This window comes from Leclercia sp. Marseille-Q4284 (assembly GCF_916618945.1).
In the GTDB taxonomy this organism is placed as follows: Bacteria; Pseudomonadota; Gammaproteobacteria; order Enterobacterales; family Enterobacteriaceae; genus Enterobacter; species Enterobacter tamurae.
Genome location: NZ_CAKAKG010000001.1, coordinates 101,397 through 125,305, shown reverse-complemented (window position 1 = coordinate 125,305; position 23,909 = coordinate 101,397). Strand labels below are relative to the sequence as shown.

Below are 23,909 nucleotides of genomic sequence, written 5' to 3'. Positions count from 1 at the left end.
TCCGGGCGACAAAGAGGAATCAGTATGGCCAGAACAATTTTTTGTACCTTCCTGCAACGCGACGCAGAAGGTCAGGACTTCCAGCTCTATCCGGGCGATCTGGGTAAGCGCATCTACAACGAGATCTCCAAAGAGGCATGGGCGCAGTGGCAGCAAAAGCAAACCATGCTGATTAACGAGCGCAAGCTCAACATGATGAACGTTGAACACCGCAAGCAGCTGGAGCAGGAGATGGTGAATTTCCTGTTTGAAGGCAAAGACGTTCACATTGAAGGCTATACACCACCAGAAAAATAATATCGTGCCGCCATGCCTGGTCTACGGTTTGTAGGCCGGGTAAGCGTAGCGCCACCCGGCGAAAACAGCCCCAGAACCAACACAACACGCACTCCCGGAATGATGAAAAAATTTTTAGCGCTTGCTCTTGTTGCACCGTTACTTGTTTCGTGTTCCTCCAGTAATAAAGGCGATAGCTATAACGAAGCCTGGTTGAAGGACACCAACGGTTTTGACATTCTGATGGGGCAGTTTGCCCACAACATCGAAAACATATGGGGATTTAACGAGGTACTGATCGCCGGACCGAAGGACTACGTTAAGTACACCGACGCCTACCAGACCCGCAGCCACATCAACTTTGACGAGGGTACCATCACCGTCGAGACCATCGCCGGAACCGATCCTGCGGCGCGTTTACGCGAGGCGATCGTGAAAACCCTGCTGATGGGCGACGATCCGGGCTCAATCGACCTGTACTCTGACGCCGACGACACCACCATCTCGAAAGAGCCGTTCCTGTATGGTCAGGTGGTGGATCAGACCGGGCAGTCGATTCGCTGGGAAGGTCGCGCCAACAGCTTTGCCACATACCTGTTGCAGACGCGCCTGAAAAGCCGCAGCAATGGCCTGCGTGTTATCTACAGCGTAACCATTAACCTGGTGCCAAACCACCTCGATAAACGTGCGCACAAATACTTCGGGATGGTACGCCAGGCATCGCGTAAATACGGTGTCGATGAGTCGCTGATCCTGGCGATTATGCAGACCGAATCCTCGTTTAACCCGTATGCGGTGAGTCGCTCCGACGCCCTGGGCCTGATGCAGGTTGTCCAGCACAGCGCCGGGAAAGATGTCTTCCGCGCGCAGGGGAAATCCGGCATGCCGGGCCGCAGCTATCTGTTCGATCCTGCGAGTAACATTGATACCGGCACCGCCTATCTGGCGATGCTGAACAACGTCTACCTGAGCGGTATCGATAACCCGACCTCGCGCCGCTATGCGGTGATCACCGCCTATAACGGTGGCGCGGGCAGCGTGCTGCGGGTCTTCTCCAACGATAAATTGAAGGCGGCAAGCATTATCAACAGCATGTCGCCAGGGGATGTTTACCAGACCCTGACCACCCGTCACCCCGCCGCCGAGTCACGCCGCTACCTGTACAAGGTCAATACGGCGCAAAAGAACTATCGTAGAAAGTAGCCTTCTCTCTTTTACCCTCTCCTCCCCGGAGAGGGTAAAGATGCTCTCCAGCTGTCCAGACCTCATCCATAGGAAAGTGTTATTTGCATCACAATCCAAACTGCAAATTAATGTTGATTGCATTTTTTTGCGGGAGGTAACAAAACATCACGCCACTCGCTGATAGAATTGCATCAAATACAAAACCCAAATGTTTCTACACCAACATACAGCCCGCTCTCTTGTGAGGAAAGTAACATGAACCTTAAGCTGCAGCTTAAAATCTTGTCGTTTCTGCAGTTCTGTCTGTGGGGGAGCTGGCTAACCACGCTCGGTTCCTACATGTTTGTCACGCTCAAGTTCGATGGCGCCTCAATCGGCGCGGTCTACAGTTCTTTGGGCATTGCCGCCGTTCTGATGCCGACGCTGCTCGGGATCGTGGCGGATAAATGGATAAGCGCCAAGTGGGTGTATGCGCTTTGCCATCTGGTGGGGGCAGGTACGCTGTTTATGGCGGCCGAGGTCACGACGCCGGGGGCGATGTTCCTGGTGATCCTGTTCAACTCGCTGGCCTATATGCCAACGCTGGGCCTGATTAACACCATCTCCTACTACCGTCTGAAAGAAGCCGGTATGGATATCGTGACGGACTTCCCACCGATCCGTATCTGGGGCACCATCGGCTTTATTATGGCGATGTGGGCTGTCAGCTTCGCCGGCTTCGAACTGAGCCACATGCAGCTCTATATCGGTGCTGCCCTGTCTCTGGTACTGGCGCTGTTTACCCTGACCCTGCCGCATATTCCGGTCTCTAATCAGCAGAAAAACCAGAGCTGGAGCGCAATGCTCGGTCTGGATGCGTTCGCGCTGTTTAAAAACAAACGCATGGCGATCTTCTTTATCTTCTCCATGCTGCTGGGTGCGGAACTGCAGATCACCAACATGTTCGGCAACACCTTCCTGCACAGCTTCGATAACGACCCGCTGTTCTCAGGGAGCTTTATCGTTGAGCACGCGTCGGTGATGATGTCGATTTCACAGATCTCCGAAACGCTGTTCATCCTGACCATCCCGTTCTTCCTGAGCCGCTACGGCATTAAGAACGTGATGATGATCAGTATCTTCGCGTGGATGCTGCGCTTCGGTCTGTTTGCCTACGGCGACCCGTCAGCCTTCGGTACCGTGCTGCTGGTACTGTCGATGATCGTCTACGGCTGTGCCTTCGACTTCTTCAACATCTCCGGTTCGGTGTTTGTGGAAAAAGAAGTACGCCCGGAAATCCGTGCCAGCGCCCAGGGTATGTTCCTGATGATGACCAACGGCTTCGGCTGTATTCTCGGCGGTGTGGTGAGCGGTAAGGTTGTGGAGATGTATACCACCAACGGGATTACTGACTGGCAGCCGGTGTGGCTGATCTTTGCCGGCTACTCACTGGTTCTGGCCTTCGCGTTCATGGTGCTGTTCAAGTACAAACATGTTCGTACGCCAACAGGTGCGCAGACTCCTGTCGCGCATTAATCTGTAAGTCCCCCCTCCTGGCGGAGGGGGGATTTTTTTACTTCAGTACATAGCCGTACAACCGCTTAATCCCGTCCGCATCCTTCTCGCTGTAAACGCCCTGTAACTCCGGTGAAAACCCGGGCAGCAAATTGACGCCCTCTTCCAGCGCCAGGAAGTAACGCTGTACCGCCCCGCCCCACAGTTCGCCCGGCACAACGCACAGCACGCCTGGCGGGTATGGCAGCGCGCCTTCTGCCGCAATGCGCCCTTCGGCTTCACTGATGCGCACCAGCTCGACGTTACCGCGGATGAAGGCCTGGTTAGCATCCTGCGGATTCATCGCCACGGTGGGCAGGCTCTCTTTGCGGAACATCGCTTTCTGCAGATCCTTCACGTCAAAGCTAACGTACAGATCGTGCATCTCCTGGCAGAGCTGACGAATGGTGTAGTCGCGATAGCGCACCGGATACTTCTTCCAGATGGTCGGCAGGACATCGGCCAGCGGGGTGTTGTCTTCGATGTGCTGTTCAAACTGGCCCAGCATTGCCACCAGTTGCGCCATCTTCTCTGCGCTCTCCGCCGGGGTGAGCAGGAAGAGAATGGAGTTGAGATCGCACTTCTCCGGGACAATGCCTTTCTCGCGCAGGTAGTGCGCCAGAATGGTCGCCGGGATACCAAAATCGGTGTACTTCCCGCTTTCGGCATCAATGCCCGGCGTGGTCAGCAGCAGCTTGCACGGATCGACAAAGTACTGCTCCCGGGCATAGCCTTCAAAGCCGTGCCATTTCGCCCCCGGCTCAAAGCTGAAGAAGCGCAGCTCGCTGGCAATCGCATGGGTAGGATGATCCTGCCATGGGCGACCAGCCACTTCTGGCGGGATAAACGGCTGAATCATTTTGCAGTTGGCGATAATCGCCTTACGCGCTTCGATCCCCAGCTCTACGCATTCGGCCCACAGCCGACGCCCGCTCTCTCCTTCATGGATCTTGGCGTTAACGTCGAGAGACGCAAACAGCGGGTAGAACGGGCTGGTAGAGGCGTGCAGCATAAAGGCATTGTTGAGACGCTTGTGCGGGCAGAAACGCGCCTGGCCGCGGATATGGTTATCCTTCTTGTGGATCTGCGAGGTCTGGGAGAACCCGGCCTGCTGTTTATGCACCGACTGGGTGACAAAGATCCCCGGATCGTTCTCGTTAAGTTCCAGCAACAGCGGCGAGCTGTCGGCCATCATCGGGATAAACTGCTCGTAACCCACCCACGCGGAGTCAAACAGGATGTAGTCGCACAGCTGACCGATCTTGTCGATCACCTGGCGGGCATTATAAATGGTGCCGTCATAGGTGCCGAGCTGGATCACCGCCAGACGGAACGGACGCGCTTCACGGGCTTTTTCCGGGGCGACTTCACGGATCAGCTCCCGCAGATAGGTCTCGTCAAAGCAGCGGTCATCGATGCCGCCGATAAAGCCAAACGGGTTACGCGCCGCTTCAAGATAGACCGGCGTGGCCCCGGCCTGGATTAGCGCGCCATGGTGGTTGGATTTATGGTTATTACGGTCAAACAGCACCAGATCGCCACGGGTCAGCAGCGCGTTGGTTACTACCTTGTTGGCGGCCGAGGTGCCGTTAAGGACGAAATAGGTCTTGTCAGCATTAAACACCTTCGCCGCGAACTTTTGCGCGTGTTTGGCGGAACCTTCATGGATCAGCAGATCGCCCAGCTTCACGTCGGCGTTGCACATATCGGCACGAAAGACATTTTCACCAAAGAAATCGAAGAACTGGCGTCCGGCGGGGTGTTTCTTAAAGAACGCGCCGTGCTGGTGCCCCGGACAAGCAAAAGTGCTGTTGTCCATCGCCACATACTGACTCAGGGTGTCGAAAAACGGCGGCAGCAGGTTCTCTTCATAGCGACAGGCCGCCGCTTCGAGCTCTAACCACTCCTGCGCTTTGCCATCGATCACCGCATCAACTCCCGCCGGTATCTCAACAGGCTGGGGCGAGAACATCAATACCGGCAGCTTAAAGCCGGTGCGTTTCAGCAACGCGAGGATGCCGCTGTGACTGTCAGCGACGGTAATGACGACTGCCGCCACATCCGTAAAATCTGTGTTATCCAGCGTCACCACTTCCCGGTGCGTGGACAAGGCGGACGCCAGCTCGCGGCTGACGGCAATTTTCATTGATTTCATAAGCGCAAATACCCGTGCAAGGCGAGAAAAAGCCCCGGACAGGGAGTCCCCCCTGCCCAACGAATGTGTCTGACCGGAGTTCAGCTCCGACCGCCAGACATCAGTAAAAGCAGAACGCGTCTGATTTTACTGTTGTCCTGCAGTGAGCCTGCATTACCCTCACCGCATGGTGAGCGTAGAATAAGATGTGTCGATACGGCCAGCCATTCGCGCAGTAAAAGAGAGTCGGTTCATTGGCGGCCCCGTATCTGAGAGGAGAAAATTCGCGCAATAATGTCACCTTTCGCCAGGAGGCGCAACAAGGAATCATTATGCAAAAAATGGGATTACATTTGGCGATTACTCACTGAAAAGAGTAATAATAATGCAATATCAATGAGTAAATAACAGGAGTTCACAGTGGTTATTGGACCGTTCATTAACGCGGGAGCCGTGCTGCTGGGCGGCGTACTGGGTGCCGTACTTAGCCAGCGCTTACCGGAGCGTATTCGCTCCTCGATGCCCTCCATCTTCGGCCTCGCCTCACTGGGAATTGGTATTCTGCTGGTCATCAAGTGCGCCAATTTGCCGGTGATGGTGCTGGCAACGCTGCTCGGGGCGTTGATCGGGGAGTTCTGCTATCTGGAGAAAGGGATTAACGGCGCCGTCAGCAAAGCGAAAGATCTGCTCTCGCGCGGTAAGCAGAAAGCCGGTGGCCACGATGCCTATATTCAGAACTATGTCGCCATCATCATACTGTTTTGCGCCAGCGGCACCGGGATCTTTGGTTCGATGCAGGAAGGGATGACCGGCGACCCCAGCATCCTGATCGCCAAAGCCTTCCTCGATTTCTTCACCGCCACGATTTTTGCGACCACCCTGGGTATCGCGGTTGCCGCGATCTGCGTGCCGATGCTGCTTATCCAGCTCGCCCTCGCAACCTGTGCCACGCTGATTTTACCCCTGACCACACCGGCGATGATGGCGGACTTTACCGCGGTAGGCGGCCTGCTGCTGCTGGCAACCGGGCTGCGGATCTGTGGAATTAAGATGTTTGCGGTGGTAAATATGCTGCCTGCGCTGGTGATCGCCATGCCGCTTTCTGCTCTGTGGACCGCATTTTTTGCCTGAGATAGCAGCAAAGTGGCGACAGAGTGTGCGGTCAGTAACGAAATCAACAAATTCCGTTGACGGCACAAGGCAGATCGGGTTTAATTCGCCCCGTTGCCCGGATAGCTCAGTCGGTAGAGCAGGGGATTGAAAATCCCCGTGTCCTTGGTTCGATTCCGAGTCCGGGCACCACTATTTAAAGAAACCAGCCTAAGGGCTGGTTTTTTGCTTTTGGAAAGCTATAAACCCCTTCCCTGTTCGACCAATAGATCTACTGATGGGTAATTTGCGCCATACAGGCTTCGTGGCAGGCTTTGACGTCTTCAGTATAGTCCAGCGTATATTTACTCTCTCCTCGCTGTCCACGCGCGATACAGTCGTTAAAAAGATACTCTTGATATTCTGCCACGAGCAGCAGAGACGGCTCTGCGCAACACTCCTGCTCACCGTAGTCCGCCTGCATTGAAGAGTTCTTGAAGAAAGTAATCATAACGCTTTCACACCGTATGAAGGGGCTCCCTCAGGGATAAGGGAGCATCGGGATTATGCCTTTTTCGCGCTGTAGACTTCATCACCGGAGAATGCCGGTTCGGCCCAGAAATTGATGTTGAACTGTGCATCGTCGGTCATCTCAATACGGTGCCAGTACTGGGGTGGACTGGTCGCAAAGGTTCCTGCGTTAATCACAACTTTCACTTCTGGCTCTGTCGCCTCTTCATTGGCGAAACCGTAGTACGTCACCGTCCCTTCCATTACACAGAGCTGGCCAAAGATACCGGCTGCGGTGTTGTGATGGCTCAGAAGCGCTGCGGGGACGTTGTCTTTAGTAAAAAAGGGAGTGGAACGTTTGATGGTCCAGTTTTTGGGGATTCTTTGATGGCTCATAATTACCTCCGGCTTTAAACATGCATTTAAAATACATCTTTATGGTCCGCCTGTAAAGCATTATTGATAATAAATCTCATTTACATGGAAGGAGGGGTAATTAGCTTGTAGGTCGGGCAACCGCAGTGCCGCCCGGCAGTTTTCCCGCAGACGGCAAAAAACCCCGCACCTTCCGGTACGGGGTTTCTTTAATTGATGCCTGGCAGTTCCCTACTCTCGCATGGGGAGACCCCACACTACCATCGGCGCTACGGCGTTTCACTTCTGAGTTCGGCATGGGGTCAGGTGGGACCACCGCGCTACAGCCGCCAGGCAAATTCTGTTGTTCACCCCGCCCTCAGGCGTGATGAGTAATCTGTAATCAGCTGAAAATCGTCTTCTCAAATCCGCCGAAACAGCTTCGGCGTTGTAAGGTTAAGCCTCACGGTTCATTAGTATCGGTTAGCTCAACGCATCGCTGCGCTTACACACCCGACCTATCAACGTCGTCGTCTTCAACGTTCCTTCAGGACCCTTAAAGGGTCAGGGAGAACTCATCTCGGGGCAAGTTTCGTGCTTAGATGCTTTCAGCACTTATCTTTTCCGCATTTAGCTACCGGGCAGTGCCATTGGCATGACAACCCGAACACCAGTGATGCGTCCACTCCGGTCCTCTCGTACTAGGAGCAGCCCCCCTCAATTCTCCAGCGCCCACGGCAGATAGGGACCGAACTGTCTCACGACGTTCTAAACCCAGCTCGCGTACCACTTTAAACGGCGAACAGCCGTACCCTTGGGACCTACTTCAGCCCCAGGATGTGATGAGCCGACATCGAGGTGCCAAACACCGCCGTCGATATGAACTCTTGGGCGGTATCAGCCTGTTATCCCCGGAGTACCTTTTATCCGTTGAGCGATGGCCCTTCCATACAGAACCACCGGATCACTATGACCTGCTTTCGCACCTGCTCGAGCCGTCACTCTCGCAGTCAAGCTAGCTTATGCCATTGCACTAACCTCCTGATGTCCGACCAGGATTAGCTAACCTTCGTGCTCCTCCGTTACTCTTTAGGAGGAGACCGCCCCAGTCAAACTACCCACCAGACACTGTCCGCAACCCGGATTACGGGTCCACGTTAGAACACCAGCCATTAAAGGGTGGTATTTCAAGGTTGGCTCCACGCAGACTGGCGTCCACGCTTCAAAGCCTCCCACCTATCCTACACATCAAGGACCAGTGTTCAGTGTCAAGCTATAGTAAAGGTTCACGGGGTCTTTCCGTCTTGCCGCGGGTACACTGCATCTTCACAGCGATTTCAATTTCACTGAGTCTCGGGTGGAGACAGCCTGGCCATCATTACGCCATTCGTGCAGGTCGGAACTTACCCGACAAGGAATTTCGCTACCTTAGGACCGTTATAGTTACGGCCGCCGTTTACCGGGGCTTCGATCAAGAGCTTCGCGTTGCCGCTAACCCCATCAATTAACCTTCCGGCACCGGGCAGGCGTCACACCGTATACGTCCACTTTCGTGTTTGCACAGTGCTGTGTTTTTAATAAACAGTTGCAGCCAGCTGGTATCTTCGACTGATTTCAGCTCCACGAGCAAGTCGCTTCACTTACCATCAGCGTGCCTTCTCCCGAAGTTACGGCACCATTTTGCCTAGTTCCTTCACCCGAGTTCTCTCAAGCGCCTTGGTATTCTCTACCTGACCACCTGTGTCGGTTTGGGGTACGATTTGATGTTACCTGATGCTTAGAGGCTTTTCCTGGAAGCAGGGCATTTGTTGCTTCAGCACCGTAGTGCCTCGTCATCACACCTCAGCGTTAGTAAGGTTCCGGATTTACCTGGAACCTCCGCCTACATGCTTAAACCGGGACAACCGTCGCCCGGCCAACATAGCCTTCTCCGTCCCCCCTTCGCAGTAACACCGAGTACAGGAATATTAACCTGTTTCCCATCGACTACGCCTTTCGGCCTCGCCTTAGGGGTCGACTCACCCTGCCCCGATTAACGTTGGACAGGAACCCTTGGTCTTCCGGCGAGCGGGTTTTTCACCCGCTTTATCGTTACTTATGTCAGCATTCGCACTTCTGATACCTCCAGCAGACCTCACAGTCCACCTTCGACGGCTTACAGAACGCTCCCCTACCCAACAACACATAGTGTCGCTGCCGCAGCTTCGGTGCATGGTTTAGCCCCGTTACATCTTCCGCGCAGGCCGACTCGACCAGTGAGCTATTACGCTTTCTTTAAATGATGGCTGCTTCTAAGCCAACATCCTGGCTGTCTGTGCCTTCCCACATCGTTTCCCACTTAACCATGACTTTGGGACCTTAGCTGGCGGTCTGGGTTGTTTCCCTCTTCACGACGGACGTTAGCACCCGCCGTGTGTCTCCCGTGATAACATTCTCCGGTATTCGCAGTTTGCATCGGGTTGGTAAGCCGGGATGGCCCCCTAGCCGAAACAGTGCTCTACCCCCGGAGATGAGTTCACGAGGCGCTACCTAAATAGCTTTCGGGGAGAACCAGCTATCTCCCGGTTTGATTGGCCTTTCACCCCCAGCCACAAGTCATCCGCTAATTTTTCAACATTAGTCGGTTCGGTCCTCCAGTTAGTGTTCCCCAACCTTCAACCTGCCCATGGCTAGATCACCGGGTTTCGGGTCTATACCCTGCAACTTAACGCCCAGTTAAGACTCGGTTTCCCTTCTGCTCCCCTATACGGTTAACCTTGCTACAGAATATAAGTCGCTGACCCATTATACAAAAGGTACGCAGTCACACCACGAAGGTGCTCCCACTGCTTGTACGTACACGGTTTCAGGTTCTTTTTCACTCCCCTCGCCGGGGTTCTTTTCGCCTTTCCCTCACGGTACTGGTTCACTATCGGTCAGTCAGGAGTATTTAGCCTTGGAGGATGGTCCCCCCATATTCAGACAGGATACCACGTGTCCCGCCCTACTCTTCGAGTTCACAGCAGGTGTATCTTCGTGTACGGGAGTATCACCCTGTACCCTGCGACTTTCCAGACGCTTCCACTGACACACATGCTGATTCAGACTCTGGGCTGCTCCCCGTTCGCTCGCCGCTACTGGGGGAATCTCGGTTGATTTCTTTTCCTCAGGGTACTTAGATGTTTCAGTTCCCCTGGTTCGCTTCGTTAAGCTATGTATTCACTTAACGATAGTGCAACGGATTGCACTGGGTTTCCCCATTCGGAAATCGTCGGCTATAACGGTTCATATCACCTTACCGACGCTTATCGCAGATTAGCACGTCCTTCATCGCCTCTGACTGCCTAGGCATCCACCGTGTACGCTTAGTCGCTTAACCTCACAACCCGAAGATGTCTCTTTCGATTCATCATCGTTTTGCAAAAATTTGAGAGACTCGAACACACCGCTCATCTGCTCTTATTACGGAGAGCAGACACAGTGTGTCGTTTCAATTTTCAGCTTGATCCAGATTTTTAAAGAGCAAATATCTCAAACATGACTTAACAGTCAGTTTTGAGATACTGATTGGTTGTGCCTTTCACTCACACCCAGCAAGTGGCGTCCCCTAGGGGATTCGAACCCCTGTTGCCGCCGTGAAAGGGCGGAGTCCTAACCGCTAGACGAAGGGGACACGATGTGTCGCGACTTCGCAGCCGTCTTGCTCGTTACTTTTCATCAGACAATCTGTGTGAGCACTACAAAGGCAGGTTCTTTAAGGTAAGGAGGTGATCCAACCGCAGGTTCCCCTACGGTTACCTTGTTACGACTTCACCCCAGTCATGAATCACAAAGTGGTAAGCGCCCTCCCGAAGGTTAAGCTACCTACTTCTTTTGCAACCCACTCCCATGGTGTGACGGGCGGTGTGTACAAGGCCCGGGAACGTATTCACCGTAGCATTCTGATCTACGATTACTAGCGATTCCGACTTCATGGAGTCGAGTTGCAGACTCCAATCCGGACTACGACGCACTTTATGAGGTCCGCTTGCTCTCGCGAGGTCGCTTCTCTTTGTATGCGCCATTGTAGCACGTGTGTAGCCCTACTCGTAAGGGCCATGATGACTTGACGTCATCCCCACCTTCCTCCAGTTTATCACTGGCAGTCTCCTTTGAGTTCCCGGCCGGACCGCTGGCAACAAAGGATAAGGGTTGCGCTCGTTGCGGGACTTAACCCAACATTTCACAACACGAGCTGACGACAGCCATGCAGCACCTGTCTCAGAGTTCCCGAAGGCACCAAAGCATCTCTGCTAAGTTCTCTGGATGTCAAGAGTAGGTAAGGTTCTTCGCGTTGCATCGAATTAAACCACATGCTCCACCGCTTGTGCGGGCCCCCGTCAATTCATTTGAGTTTTAACCTTGCGGCCGTACTCCCCAGGCGGTCGACTTAACGCGTTAGCTCCGGAAGCCACTCCTCAAGGGAACAACCTCCAAGTCGACATCGTTTACGGCGTGGACTACCAGGGTATCTAATCCTGTTTGCTCCCCACGCTTTCGCACCTGAGCGTCAGTCTTTGTCCAGGGGGCCGCCTTCGCCACCGGTATTCCTCCAGATCTCTACGCATTTCACCGCTACACCTGGAATTCTACCCCCCTCTACAAGACTCTAGCCTGCCAGTTTCGAATGCAGTTCCCAGGTTGAGCCCGGGGATTTCACATCCGACTTGACAGACCGCCTGCGTGCGCTTTACGCCCAGTAATTCCGATTAACGCTTGCACCCTCCGTATTACCGCGGCTGCTGGCACGGAGTTAGCCGGTGCTTCTTCTGCGAGTAACGTCAATCGATGAGGTTATTAACCTCACCGCCTTCCTCCTCGCTGAAAGTACTTTACAACCCGAAGGCCTTCTTCATACACGCGGCATGGCTGCATCAGGCTTGCGCCCATTGTGCAATATTCCCCACTGCTGCCTCCCGTAGGAGTCTGGACCGTGTCTCAGTTCCAGTGTGGCTGGTCATCCTCTCAGACCAGCTAGGGATCGTCGCCTAGGTGAGCCATTACCCCACCTACTAGCTAATCCCATCTGGGCACATCTGATGGCAAGAGGCCCGAAGGTCCCCCTCTTTGGTCTTGCGACGTTATGCGGTATTAGCTACCGTTTCCAGTAGTTATCCCCCTCCATCAGGCAGTTTCCCAGACATTACTCACCCGTCCGCCACTCGTCACCCGAGAGCAAGCTCTCTGTGCTACCGTTCGACTTGCATGTGTTAGGCCTGCCGCCAGCGTTCAATCTGAGCCATGATCAAACTCTTCAATTTAAGTTTGATGCTCGTGAATTAAACTTCGTAATGAATTACGTATGTTCACTCAGAGACTTTGGTATTCATTTATCGTCTTGCGACGTTAAGAATCCATGTCACTTTGAGTGCCCACACAGATTGTCTGATAAATTGTTAAAGAGCAGTGCAACGCGGCTTTCGCTCACCGTTGCGAGGTGGCGTATATTACGCTTTCCTCTTTCAGAGTCAAGCGATAATTTCACGCTTTTCTCTGCTGACCCGGCGGCTTGTTTGCCGTTGTTCCGTGTCGATGGAGGCGCATTATAGGGAGTTCTCCCGGGGCCGCAACCCTTAAATGACAGAAAAATGACTGACTGCTGCATTCCCCAGCAAAACCCCGTCTTATACGCATTTGCCCACAGAGTTATCCACAAACTGACTGATATTCTCTGCAGCACGCCCTCTAAGACGGGGTCAAAATCACTCTGCGGCTTGCTCTTTTCCCACCAGGATGGTGGTTAACGTAAAGGAAAGCACCAGCGATATCGCTACTCCCGCCAGAGCAAAGACAAAATACGGGCCTATATAAGCAGGCAAACTGAAGATGCTCGACAGAATGTAGCCATAAAGACGCACGCCGAAGAAAGCAATAAAGGCTGAAGCCAGCGAGCTGGCCACCGTGGCGGCGATAAAAGCTTTCTTATAGCGCGTCAGGACACCAAAGAGTGCCGGTTCGGTAATGCCCAGCAGCGCAGAGATGCCTGCCGACAGCGTAACGGTCTTCTCCTGACGGTCCCGACTCAGACGCCAGATAGCAAATGTCGCCCCCGCAATCGCCATATTGGCCATAAACATCATCGGCATCAGCATATCGTAGCCACGGTCACTGAAGTTCTGCAGGGCAATTGGCGTCATCGCATGGTGCATCCCGGTCAGGATCGCCACCGGTCGGATGGCACCGACCACCAGCCCGGCAAAGCTGGCCGACACACTAAACAGTCCTTCTATAAAGAAGGCGAGTCCTTTACCCAGCCAGATACCAATCGGGCCGATCACCACCAGCGCCGCCAGGGCACCTATAAAGAGGGTGAGCGTCGGCGTGAAGACGGTTTTCAGGACATCGGGCATGATGCTGTCTACCCAGCGATGGATATAGCTTAATGCCAGTACCGAGAAGATCACCGGAATGACGCTCGAAGAATAGTTAAAGACGGATACCGGGATCGCATTCATTAACCAGATGGCACTGACCGCCCCTTCCTGATGCGTCGCCAGGGCTTTCGCTGCTTCTATTAAGGAGGGATACATCAGACAGGCGGCAACCGCCGCGGCAAGATACTCATTGGTCTTGAAGATCTTCGCCGCCGACACGGCAAGGAAGAACGGCAAGAAGTAGAAGACGCCGCTGGCAATCAGGTCGATAACCATGACGGTATCGCTTTTCGCCGAGACCACCTTTAAGGCGATCAGCCCGGCGAGCAATCCTTTTATCATCCCGGCACCGGCAATGGCCGGGACAATCGGACCAAAAACGCCCGAGACGGTATCCATAAAGAGGGAGACCAGACTTTTACGCCCTTTTGTCGCCGTCGGTGATTTATCAGCGCCCTGGCCGAGCACATCCAGCATTTGCTCGTACCAGCTGTTCACCTTCGGCCCAATGATCACCTGAAACTGATCGCTCTGCAGTTGCGCGCCCAGCACCCCAGGCAGATTTTTGATCGCAGCCTGGTCAACTTTATTATCGTCGATTAAATCAAACCGTAGCCGCGTCATACAGTGCCAGACTTTATTAATATTCCCCTGGCCGCCGACCAGACGAATAATATTATTGATGGCTTCTTGCGTCCCCATAAAGACTCCTGCCGGTAGGGTTGTTGTTTTATTGATGCCACGAGAATAGATAAACCCACACTACAAAACAAACCAATAAAAGTTGATATCGCTCACACTTAGCTATTCAGGGAGGCAAAAAACAGCTAACAAACCAAAATTGGTACGGTTTTTAATTAAAATAGAATCAAATAACTGACCAAAATAAATAATAAAAAAACGGTTTACCGGTAAACATTTTTAGGGCGATGATATTCCCATTCCGTATTTCCACAGAGCAGCAAAGGAGTTTTTCGTGACGCCTGTGATCATCACTAATATCGAGTGCTTTATTACCCGCCCGGATCGACATAACCTGGTGACCGTTCGCGTTACCACGGAGCATGGCCCCGTCGGACACGGCTGTGCCACCTTCCAGCAGCGCCCGCTGGCGGTTAAAACCCTGGTGGATGAGTATCTCAAGCCGCTGCTGATCGGCCGGGATGCCAGTAACATCGAAGATCTGTGGCAAATGATGAACGTTAACGCCTACTGGCGTAACGGTCCGGCGATGAATAACGCCATTTCCGGCGTGGACATGGCCCTGTGGGATATTAAAGGGCAGCTGGCCGGTATGCCGCTGTACCAATTGTTGGGTGGAAAATCCCGCGACGCGATCCCGGCTTACAGCCACGCCAGCGGCGAGACGCTGGAGGAACTCTTTGCCTCCGTCGATAAACTGGTGGCGCAAGGCTATCGTCATATCCGTTGTCAGCTCGGTTTTTATGGCGGCACGCCGTCGGCGCTGCATGCCCCGGAAAACCCGACCGCGGGTGCCTGGTTCGATCAGCATGAATACATGGCGAATACCGTGGAGATGTTCCGCGCCCTGCGCGAAAAATATGGCTGGAAACTCCATTTCTTACATGATGTCCACGAGCGTCTCTTCCCGCAGCAGGCCATGCAGCTGGCAAAACAACTTGAGCCCTACCAGCCCTACTTTATCGAAGATATTCTGCCGCCACAGCAAAGTGCCTGGCTGGAACAGGTTCGCCAGCAGAGCTGCGTGCCGCTGGCGATGGGCGAGCTTTTCAATAATCCAGCTGAATGGCACGACCTGATCGTCAATCGTCGCATCGACTTTATTCGCTGCCACATCTCGCAGATCGGCGGCATTACGCCAGCATTAAAACTGGCGCACCTGTGTCAGGCCTTCGGCGTGCGTCTCGCCTGGCATGGCCCCGGCGATATGACGCCCATCGGCGTGGCGGTGAATACGCACCTGAACATTCACCTGCACAATGCGGCCATTCAGGAGTTTATTCCGCGTTCCACGGCCACCGACGGCGTCTTCCCCGGTGCGCCTGAGGTAAAGGACGGGTTTATCTATCCCCCGACCGCGCCCGGCATCGGTACAGGCTTTAATGAAGAGCTGGCTCTGGCGCATCCGGTGGCCTATCGCCCACACGAGTGGACGCAGAGCCGCCTACCGGACGGGACGATTCATACGCCCTGATTTTGTCGCCAGGCTAAATTATCGCGGTTATAGGGGCTGACCCAGGTGCAGGTGTAGTTGATATCGATAATATCGCTCACCTCAAAAACCCGGCCCCCCTCCAGTATTCCGCGATTATTAATATGCATTGCCGGGCTGCCTTTTTTGCAGCCCAGTATTACCGCCTGCTCACGGCTGACGCTGACTGCCCGATAGGTGGTCAGCATATGGGAAATGATCAATCCTTTGCTTAATACGTACTGCTGAATGGAACGCTCAATCGCCTGCTGATTGAGGTCGGGGAAATCGGCAACCGGCATGCTGGACACTTCCAGCTGTACGGGCTGGTCATCGACGTAGCGCAGGCGGCAAAAGTGCCAGATAAAACTCTCTTCATCGATACCAAAAATTTGCTGCGCCGCGCGATCGGGCCTTCTCTTATGCAGGCTAATCATCCGGTAGCGCATCTGATCGAATCGCTTCTCGGTGATCGAGTTGTAGATCAGCGGATTATTGCGCGCATGCTCGTTGATCCAGATCCCCGAGCCCTGCACGATCCGCACCACGCCAATGCTGACCAGTTTCTCCAGCGCCTGGCGGATCGTGAAACGCGACACGCCATACTCTTCGGCCAGCTGCCGTTCAGGGGGAAGTTTGCGTGGCCCCGCCGTGGTGTCCTGATAGATTTTGCTTAGCAGATCCTGAGTCACAAACTCTTTCTTTTTCATTGTTCGGTCCTGAAGTCATTCAATGTTGATCATCCCTCAGCAGTCCGGCATACCCTGCGCCAGCAATCGCGGCCAGACTGCCGCCCAGTCCGAGCCATGCCCCATCCCGCTGACCACCTCCGTTCGCACACACTTCCCGCCTACCGCCTGTTGAAAACGTCGGGCGACAGCGGGTGGCACGGTGGTGTCGGCGTCGCCACTGTAATGGATCTGCGGTAGGTCACGCAGTGCAGCAGCGCGATCGATAGCGCTGCGGGCTGCGGGCATCGGGGTAACATGATGCAGGGCATTGACATACGCAACATCGAGATTGCCTGCCACCGTGCGCAGGGAGCGCACATCATCCCGGCGTTCCGCCAGCAGCGCGGCGATATTGCCACCCCCGGAGTAGCCAACCAGATCGATTTTCACCCCCGGATAGCGCAGCACTATCTGGCTGAGCGCCTCGTTCATTGCATCAATAACCGCCGGTGAGAAACGATCCTGCGTCCAGACATTTACGCGGCAGGTGGCCGGTAGCGGCGGCCCGATGAACTGGCAGGGTCGGGCAAGGTAAAACACATTTGCCTGCTTATCCGCCGCAGCCAACTTCAGACCGGTCGGATTACGCGGGGTCGGATCATCAGAGGGCGTTGTGCGGCTCTTCCAGGCAAAGCCATCCCCTTCGATGTAGACCCGCAGGGAATGAACCGGAGGGGCGATTCGCTGCCATGTCACAATCGGGAACGGATCTGTGTCAAATTTCTCACTGATCAGACCACTTTCACTGGCTATTTTTTGCGCAGAGCGGTGCGGATCGTCGGTAATACACCCTACCAATAATAAAGATAAACTAATCAATACGGTTCCCTGCAAAAAGTGAGGATATATCCTCATACCGCACCAGCCTTAACTCAAATTATCAACATGACCAAATATGTGAAATAAATTCAACCGGAAATAATTAAGCATCGCTTATTGTTTTCGGCAACGAATTGTATATTCTGCGCCCGAAGATATCGGATTAATCCGAAGAAATCACAACTGCATTTTGCATAAACATCGCAACGTTATGATGGTACACCATGGAAAAGAAACGTCTTAGCCAGCTGATCTCTCTGCTGGTGGCATCAACGACCGCCCAGGCCTACGCCACATCTCCAGAGTTAATTATTGATACCCCGACAAGCAACGTGCAGATTGCCGACGCTAAAGAAGTAGTGCATATCACCCAGAATGGATTTGTGACTGGCATGCCAGTTTCTGCCCTGGCGGTAAATGCGGGGGTGACTGTAACAACCCTTACCAATGATGGCGTTATTAACGATCAGAATGGTATGCCTTTATTTTTAAGTAAAAATCTTGTTCAGATAGATGGAACAGTCGATCAGCTTAATAATAACGGCACCATTGCCAGCGTTAATGAAAACCAGATTAACAGCGTGTTTGCGGTGGGTACTTCCGGGGTGGTGAATACCTTAACCAACACCGGTACCATTAAGGGAAATTCGAATAATTACTATAGCGGTAATTACAACACCGGCACGCTCAACAATGCCGGGACAATTCATACCTTAAACAATACCGCTGATGGCAAGATCCTCGGCTCCCTCGGCATCAGTAATCAGGGAACCATTGATAACTTAATCAATGCGGGCCTTATCGGTGCCACGGATGCTGAGAATAACAACTACATTGGCCATAACGGTGCCATTTTTAACATGGGTACGATTGGCACGTTGCACAATACCGGTTCGATTGACGGGGGGACGTCTGATAATTACGGCCGTTCCGGGATCTCTAACCAGGGCAACATTACTACCCTCGTCAATGATAATAAGATTAATGGCAGCTTCGCCGGTATCATTAACTATGGCACCGTCGGTTCCATTGAAAATAACGGCCAAATTACCGGAAATTACGTCGCAATCTATAGTTATGGTCCCTCTGGCTTGATCGTTAACAATGGCCTGTTAACCGGCGGTAATTATGCTCTGATGGTCGGGAGCAATAACAGCGATGGCGTGACCCTGACCAACACGGGCGATATTGCCGGTAATATTGACGCCTTAAATGCGACAAGATTAATCATCAATGGCGGCACCACCACCACGGGCACGCTGAGCGGCATCGATGGCGCGACTGGCACTATCATGGGCTCCGACGTGGTATTCAACACCGGCTCGCTGCTGCTGAACGATAATATCGTTACCAGCCTGCCTGAATACGGCCTGATGTCACTCCAGATGAGCGATGAAAGGCCTGTGTCAAACGGCAGCGTGGTGAACGAAGCGGCCTCCCTGCAGGTGAACAACAGCATCAATATCGCCGGGGATTACCATCAGAAAGCGGCCGCAACGCTGATTTCCGGTGTCTCCGATCTGGCAACTGCTAACGGCGACCTGCTTGCCGATACCGGTTATGGCCGCCTGAACGTTAGCGGCAATGCCACTATCGATGCGGGTTCCAGCGTTAATCTGTTGCGTACCGGCAGCACTTACCAGTTTGCCGAAGGCCAGCGCTATGTGGTGATCAATGCCGCAGGCGCAGAGACCGACTACCACGCCGACCAGCTGAAGTACAAAGCTTTCGGCTATCGCGGTGTGGTTAACGGCAGCGTCTATGAAGAGGCTGAAAGCAAGGCCCTGGTGTTAACCCTGGGTGCAGAGCCGGTGATCCCCGATCCGGTAGAGCCTCAGCCTGAGCCAACGCCAGACGTCACGCCGCCGGTAGTGACCGAACCCGAGGTCACCCCTCCGGTTGTCACGGTGCCAACGCCGACGCAGCCTGCGCCAGCAGAACCTGCACCTGCTCAGCCGACCAAACGGGGTTATGCCACCATCCCGAGCGCCACGGCGGCACTGGGCGGGCTCGCGCACTACTCCGGTATCTCGTCTCCGCAGCTGTTGGATCTGTATAACGCCTCGCTGGCAATCGAAGGTAAACAGGAAGCGAACCGTGCTGGCGAGCGTCTCTCTACCAGCCAGAACCTCAATACCAGCTCCGCGGCCACCGTTGCTACCTCTACCGCTCAGGCAGTAGTGGGTGCTCACATCGATGCCGTGCGTAACCCGCAGGCCTCCGGCACCAGCGGTGTGGCCACCGGCGACGACTACGCCAACAACTGGATCGTCTGGGGTCAGCCGTTCGGCGGTTATGCTCGCCAGGACAGCACCGACAACATCAGTGGCTATACCGCGAAATTTGGCGGCCTGATCATCGGTGCCGACCGTGCGCTGGGTGACAACTGGCGTCTGGGGGCAGCCCTGAACTACAGCAACACCTCCGTCCACGGCAAAGACAACCTGAGCGGCAACAACTCCACCGCCGATAACTACGGGGTGATTGGTTACGCGGGTTACACCGGCAATCCGTGGTACCTGAACCTCTCTGCGGGTCTCAACCGTCAGAACTACAGCTCCGTGCGTCGCGCTGATTTCACCGGCTTCTCCGGCGCTGCTCACGGCAAGTTCAACGGTCAGTCCATCACCCTGCAAAGCGAACTGGGCTATCCAATCGCCCTGCCGGCTGACGTGGTACTGACTCCGCTGGCGGGCCTGACCTATGGCTACCAGCATGTGGATGGCTACAGTGAAACCGGCGGCAACGGTATGGCGCTGGATGTCAGCAGCACCCATGCGCAGTCTGTCATGAGCGATATCGGTGTCCGCATCGAGAAGAGCTTCGCCACCGGTCTGGGTAACCTGACGCCGTTCGCCCAGGTCTCGTGGATCCACCAGTACGATAACCGTCAGGTCAGCAGCCATGCGACCTACGCCGCTGATGCTATCGGTGAAACCAGCTTTATCACCAAAGGGGCCTCTCCGGTGGAAGATATGGCGGGCGTGGCTGTGGGCACCACCCTGTATGACGCCAACGAACTGAGTCTCGACGCGCGTTACGATCTGCAGGCCGGCGACCGCTACCAGGCGCACACCTTCAGTCTGCGTTTACGCAAGTCGTTCTGATTGTTGTAAATGATCAACGGGGCCGCGAATGGCCCCGTTTTTTTATGCTCCGCTGGCAAACATTGTATTTTTCGCCGCGTCGGTCGATAGTGTCTGTTTTTACTCAACAGTTAACTCACATGACGCAAACTGCACTCTCCTCTGGATTGAAGGTCGGCGCGCTGCTTCTGCTGCTGATCCTGATTTATACCGGTCTCTATACCTCGGACCGCATCACCTGGCTGATGGAGGTGACGCCGGTCATTATCATCGTGCCGCTGCTGCTTGCCACCCAACGGCGCTATCCGCTGACCCCCCTGCTCTACACGCTGATCTTCTGGCACGCCATCATCCTGATGGTGGGCGGAATGTACACCTACGCCAAAGTGCCCATCGGCTTTGACGTACAGGAGATGTTTAACCTGAGCCGTAACCCGTACGACAAGCTGGGACACTTTTTCCAGGGGCTGGTGCCTGCGCTGGCGGCCCGGGAGATCCTGGTCCGCGGCGGCTACATCAATGGCCGCAAAATGACGGCCTTTGTGGTGTGCTGTATTGCGCTGGCGATCAGCGCCACCTACGAGCTGATCGAGTGGTGGGCGGCGCTGGCGATGGGCCAGGGCGCGGATGATTTCCTCGGCACTCAGGGCGATCAGTGGGATACCCAGTCCGATATGTTCTGCGCCCTGCTCGGGGCGCTCACAACGGTGCTGCTCCTCGGGCGCTGGCATCAGCGCCAGATTACGCATTCAGTCGTACATAATATTTGAGACCAGGTTTTGTAGGCCGGGTAAGGCAAAGCCGCCACCCGGCGGATGCTGGCGCATTACCCTCAAACCTTAAACAACCAACATGCCGCCAAATGACCCGGGGCAATCTCCTGCATCGCGGGCGCTTCGCGTCGGCATACCGGCATCACGTGCGGGCAACGGCTGCAGAACTTACAGCCCGGCAGCACGGAGGTCGGGCCGGGGATCTCCCCGCGCAGGGTCGCCTGCTCCAGATTGCGGATCCGCGGATCGGGCTGCGGTACCGAGGCTAACAGGGCCCGGGTATAGGGGTGCGCCGGATGCTGATACAGGGTGTCAGAAGGTGCCACCTCCACCAGCTTGCCGAGGTACATCACCCCGATGCGGGTCGAGATGTGGCGCACCATCGACAGATCGTGGGCGATAAACAGATAGGTCAGCCCCAGCTCCTGCTGCAGATCCTGGAGAATGTTCACCACCTGCGCCTGCACCGAGACATCCAGCGCCGACAGCGGCTCATCGCACAGGACAAACTCCGGACGCACCGACAGCGCCCGGGCAATGCTGATGCGCTGGCGCTGGCCGCCGCTGAACTCGTGCGGGAAGCGCTGGAGGTGTTCCTGCTTGAGTCCCACTTTATAGAGCAGGGTTTCAGTACGCTCCCGCTGCTCCTCGCGGCTGTAACCGTGGATCTGCATCGGCTCTGCCACCAGCTGCTGGACGGTCATTCCGGGGTTCAGCGATGAATATGGGTCCTGGAAAATGGCCTGCATCCGCTTGCGCAGCGGCTTGAGCTGCTTTTCGCTGGCCTGGGCGATCGCCTGTCCGGCAAAATCAATCTCGCCGGAGGTGATATCAAACAGCCGCAGAATGGCGCGCCCGAGGGTCGATTTGCCGCAGCCGGACTCGCCCACCAGGCCAAAGGTCTCCCCCTGGCGGATATCAAAGCTGACGCCGTCCACCGCTTTCACCGCCACCCCTTTGCGCAGCAGGCCGCCGCTGAGAGTGAAGTGCTTATGCAGGTCCCGCACGCTGACCAGCGGGGAATGGTGTTCACTCATGCCTGAATCTCCTTATCGGCCAGCAGCCAGCAGGCCGCGCGATGCCCCGGTTCGGGGCGGTAAAACGCGGGCTGACGCTCGCACTGCGGCATCCGCTGCGGACAGCGTTCAGCAAACGGGCAGCCCGGGGGCGGATTGAGCAGGCCCGGAGGCGATCCTTCGATAGGCGACAGGCGATGGCTGGTCTGCTCCGGATGCGGCAGCGATGCCAGCAGCCCCTGGGTATAAGGATGTGCCGGACGATAAAAGATGTCCTCCACGCTGCCCTCTTCCATTACCAGCCCGCCGTACATTACCACTACCCGGCTGCACACCTGGGCGACGACGCCCAGATCGTGGGTGATCAGCAGGATGGCGGTGTGGGTTTTCTGCTGCAAACTTTTTAACAGCCGCAGGATCTGCGCCTGAATGGTGACGTCCAGCGCGGTAGTGGGTTCATCGGCGATCAACAGTTTGGGATCGCAGGAGAGCGCGATGGCGATCATCACCCGCTGGCGCATCCCGCCACTGAACTCGTGCGGGTACTGGTCGTAACGGCGCTCCGCTTCGGCAATGCCCACCTGCTCCAGCATGGCGATGCTCGCCGCGCGGGCCGCTTTTTTGTTTAAGCCTTTATTCCGGATCAGGATCTCGGACATCTGCCTGCCGATGGTCACCACCGGGTTTAGCGCGGTCATCGGATCCTGAAAAATCATCGCGATCTGATTCCCGCGAATGGCGCGCATCTGCTCCGGGGTTTTCTGCGCCAGATCGTCATTGTCGAACCGGATCTGCCCCCCGGTGATGCGCCCGTTGCTGCCCAGCAGCTGGATAATGGATTTGCAGGTGACGCTCTTGCCGCAGCCGGACTCCCCGACAATGCCCACCAGCTCGCCCGGCTGAACGTGAAAGCTCACCCCGCGCACCGCGTGGACATCGCCATCCCGGGTGCGGAAGGTGGTTTGCAGGTTGTCGAGTTCAAGTAAGTTATTCATCGCGGTTCGCTCCCGGCTCAAAGGCGGTGCGGAACACGTCGCCTAACACGTTAAAACTGAACACCGTCAGCAAAATCAAAATGCCGGGGAACATCGCCAGCCAGGAGGCCTCCCCGATATACGACTGGGCGTTGTTGAGCATACTGCCCCAGGAGGCGGCAGGCGCCTGCACCCCGAGCCCGAGGAAGCTGAGGGTCGACTCCATCAGAATCGCCGAGGCGATATTCAGGGTGGCGGCGACGATAATGGTCGGCAGCACGCCGGGAATGATATGACGCAGAATAATCCGTAGCGGATGCTCCCCGGAGGCGCGGGCATAGAGCACATACTCGCGCTCTTTTACTGAGAGCGTTTCGGCCCGCACCAGACGGGACATATTCATCCACGTCAGCAGGCTGATGATCATGATGATGTTATCCACGCCGGGCTTGAGGTAAGCGTTGAGCACCAGCAGCAGGAAGAAGGCCGGGATCGCCATCAGGATATCCACCGCGCGCATCATCAGGTTATCGAGCCAGCCGCCGAAGTAGCCGCTCACCGTGCCGACGACGGTGCCAATCAGAGTTGAAAAGACCATCGCCAGACAGCCGACCATCAGCGAGATCTGCCCGCCGTACAGGGCGCGGGTAAAGTAGTCGCGTCCGTACTCGTCGGTGCCGAACCAGTGGGCGCCATCAGGCGGCAGGGTGCGCGCCCCCAGCGACATCTGATCGGGATCGTAAGGGCTCAGCCCCGCACAGAGCGCGGCGACGACAAAAATAAAGAGGACAAAAAGCGAGAACTGCGCCGGACGATTGCGGCGCAGCTGGTGACGAACCTGTTGCCAGCGTCTGCTCATCCGGG

Annotated in this window: 16 protein-coding genes, 2 tRNA genes and 3 rRNA genes; 8 read left to right on the top strand and 13 right to left on the bottom strand. The window is 55.2% G+C overall.

The features are described from left to right. The first annotated feature begins 24 nt into the window (after positions 1-24). The 3 genes from LG383_RS00590 (at position 25) to LG383_RS00580 (ending at position 2,976) form a co-directional block, all read left to right on the top strand. Positions 25-297: an oxidative damage protection protein gene (locus LG383_RS00590; RefSeq protein ID WP_032613973.1), complete on the top strand. Its 273-nt coding sequence runs from the start codon at positions 25-27 to the stop codon at positions 295-297. A 102-nt stretch (positions 298-399) separates the two neighbouring features. After that, complete coding sequence (mltC, locus tag LG383_RS00585; protein WP_225758098.1) at positions 400-1,479, top strand: membrane-bound lytic murein transglycosylase MltC; 1,080 nt, start codon at positions 400-402, stop codon at positions 1,477-1,479. Between the two features lie 237 nt (positions 1,480-1,716). Further along, positions 1,717-2,976, top strand: a complete 1,260-nt coding sequence (locus LG383_RS00580; protein ID WP_225758097.1) for a nucleoside permease — start codon at positions 1,717-1,719, stop codon at positions 2,974-2,976. A 37-nt stretch (positions 2,977-3,013) separates the two neighbouring features. Here LG383_RS00580 and LG383_RS00575 read toward each other — a convergent pair whose 3' ends face one another. Continuing rightward, entirely contained in the window at positions 3,014-5,149 is a 2,136-nt protein-coding gene (locus LG383_RS00575; protein WP_225758096.1) for an ornithine decarboxylase, read from the bottom strand. Between the two features lie 399 nt (positions 5,150-5,548). On the opposite strand from LG383_RS00575, the gene LG383_RS00570 reads away from it, so the two are divergent. Together LG383_RS00570 and LG383_RS00565 are read left to right on the top strand one after the other, a co-directional pair. Beyond that, entirely contained in the window at positions 5,549-6,259 is a 711-nt protein-coding gene (locus LG383_RS00570) for a DUF554 domain-containing protein (protein ID WP_166183959.1), read from the top strand. Between the two features lie 95 nt (positions 6,260-6,354). Then, a tRNA-Phe gene (locus LG383_RS00565) sits at positions 6,355-6,430 on the top strand. A 79-nt stretch (positions 6,431-6,509) separates the two neighbouring features. Here the strand turns inward: LG383_RS00565 and LG383_RS00560 are convergent. From LG383_RS00560 to LG383_RS00530, 7 genes are all read right to left on the bottom strand, one after another. After that, the gene (locus tag LG383_RS00560; RefSeq protein ID WP_225758095.1) at positions 6,510-6,728 is read right to left on the bottom strand and encodes a hypothetical protein; all 219 of its coding nucleotides are present in this window, start codon (positions 6,726-6,728) and stop codon (positions 6,510-6,512) included. Positions 6,729-6,781: 53 nt separating this feature from the next. Next, positions 6,782-7,123, bottom strand: coding sequence for a DUF1971 domain-containing protein (locus LG383_RS00555; RefSeq protein ID WP_106994332.1), 342 nt, complete (start codon positions 7,121-7,123; stop codon positions 6,782-6,784). A 197-nt stretch (positions 7,124-7,320) separates the two neighbouring features. Further along, positions 7,321-7,436 (bottom strand): 5S ribosomal RNA (gene rrf, locus LG383_RS00550). A 97-nt stretch (positions 7,437-7,533) separates the two neighbouring features. Then, positions 7,534-10,439 (bottom strand): 23S ribosomal RNA (locus LG383_RS00545). Between the two features lie 219 nt (positions 10,440-10,658). Continuing rightward, positions 10,659-10,733: transfer RNA gene (locus LG383_RS00540), tRNA-Glu, on the bottom strand. An 87-nt stretch (positions 10,734-10,820) separates the two neighbouring features. After that, a 16S ribosomal RNA gene (locus LG383_RS00535) occupies positions 10,821-12,360 on the bottom strand. Together the 16S, 23S and 5S rRNA genes with 1 tRNA gene alongside form the textbook arrangement of a ribosomal RNA operon. Positions 12,361-12,801: 441 nt before the next feature. Then, the gene (locus tag LG383_RS00530; RefSeq protein ID WP_106996098.1) at positions 12,802-14,175 is read right to left on the bottom strand and encodes a PTS transporter subunit EIIC; all 1,374 of its coding nucleotides are present in this window, start codon (positions 14,173-14,175) and stop codon (positions 12,802-12,804) included. A gap of 274 nt (positions 14,176-14,449) precedes the next feature. On the opposite strand from LG383_RS00530, the gene LG383_RS00525 reads away from it, so the two are divergent. Further along, positions 14,450-15,649 carry an enolase C-terminal domain-like protein gene (locus tag LG383_RS00525; protein WP_225758094.1) on the top strand — a complete coding sequence of 400 codons (1,200 nt, stop codon included), beginning with the start codon at positions 14,450-14,452 and terminating at the stop codon, positions 15,647-15,649. Here the strand turns inward: LG383_RS00525 and LG383_RS00520 are convergent. Together LG383_RS00520 and LG383_RS00515 are read right to left on the bottom strand one after the other, a co-directional pair. After that, the gene (locus LG383_RS00520; protein ID WP_106996096.1) at positions 15,637-16,356 is read right to left on the bottom strand and encodes a GntR family transcriptional regulator; all 720 of its coding nucleotides are present in this window, start codon (positions 16,354-16,356) and stop codon (positions 15,637-15,639) included. The two genes, LG383_RS00525 and LG383_RS00520, sit on opposite strands and share 13 nt — an antisense overlap. Positions 16,357-16,392: 36 nt before the next feature. Then, on the bottom strand, positions 16,393-17,232 hold the full coding sequence (locus LG383_RS00515) for an alpha/beta hydrolase (RefSeq protein WP_225758093.1): 840 nt from the start codon (positions 17,230-17,232) through the stop codon (positions 16,393-16,395). A 188-nt stretch (positions 17,233-17,420) separates the two neighbouring features. Between LG383_RS00515 and LG383_RS00510 the strand changes: the two genes are divergently transcribed. Next, on the top strand, positions 17,421-20,303 hold the full coding sequence (locus LG383_RS00510; RefSeq protein WP_225758092.1) for an autotransporter domain-containing protein: 2,883 nt from the start codon (positions 17,421-17,423) through the stop codon (positions 20,301-20,303). Between the two features lie 119 nt (positions 20,304-20,422). Further along, positions 20,423-21,052: a DUF2238 domain-containing protein gene (locus LG383_RS00505; protein WP_166183973.1), complete on the top strand. Its 630-nt coding sequence runs from the start codon at positions 20,423-20,425 to the stop codon at positions 21,050-21,052. A 62-nt stretch (positions 21,053-21,114) separates the two neighbouring features. Here LG383_RS00505 and LG383_RS00500 read toward each other — a convergent pair whose 3' ends face one another. The 3 genes from LG383_RS00500 to LG383_RS00490 are packed head-to-tail and all read right to left on the bottom strand — an operon-like array spanning position 21,115 to position 23,904. Continuing rightward, positions 21,115-22,092, bottom strand: coding sequence for an ABC transporter ATP-binding protein (locus LG383_RS00500; protein WP_225758091.1), 978 nt, complete (start codon positions 22,090-22,092; stop codon positions 21,115-21,117). Further along, on the bottom strand, positions 22,089-23,066 hold the full coding sequence (locus LG383_RS00495; RefSeq protein WP_225758090.1) for an ABC transporter ATP-binding protein: 978 nt from the start codon (positions 23,064-23,066) through the stop codon (positions 22,089-22,091). Before LG383_RS00495 ends, LG383_RS00500 begins: the two co-directional genes overlap by 4 nt. Next, positions 23,059-23,904, bottom strand: a complete 846-nt coding sequence (locus tag LG383_RS00490; RefSeq protein WP_225758089.1) for an ABC transporter permease — start codon at positions 23,902-23,904, stop codon at positions 23,059-23,061. Before LG383_RS00490 ends, LG383_RS00495 begins: the two co-directional genes overlap by 8 nt. Between the last annotated feature and the right edge of the window lie 5 nt (positions 23,905-23,909).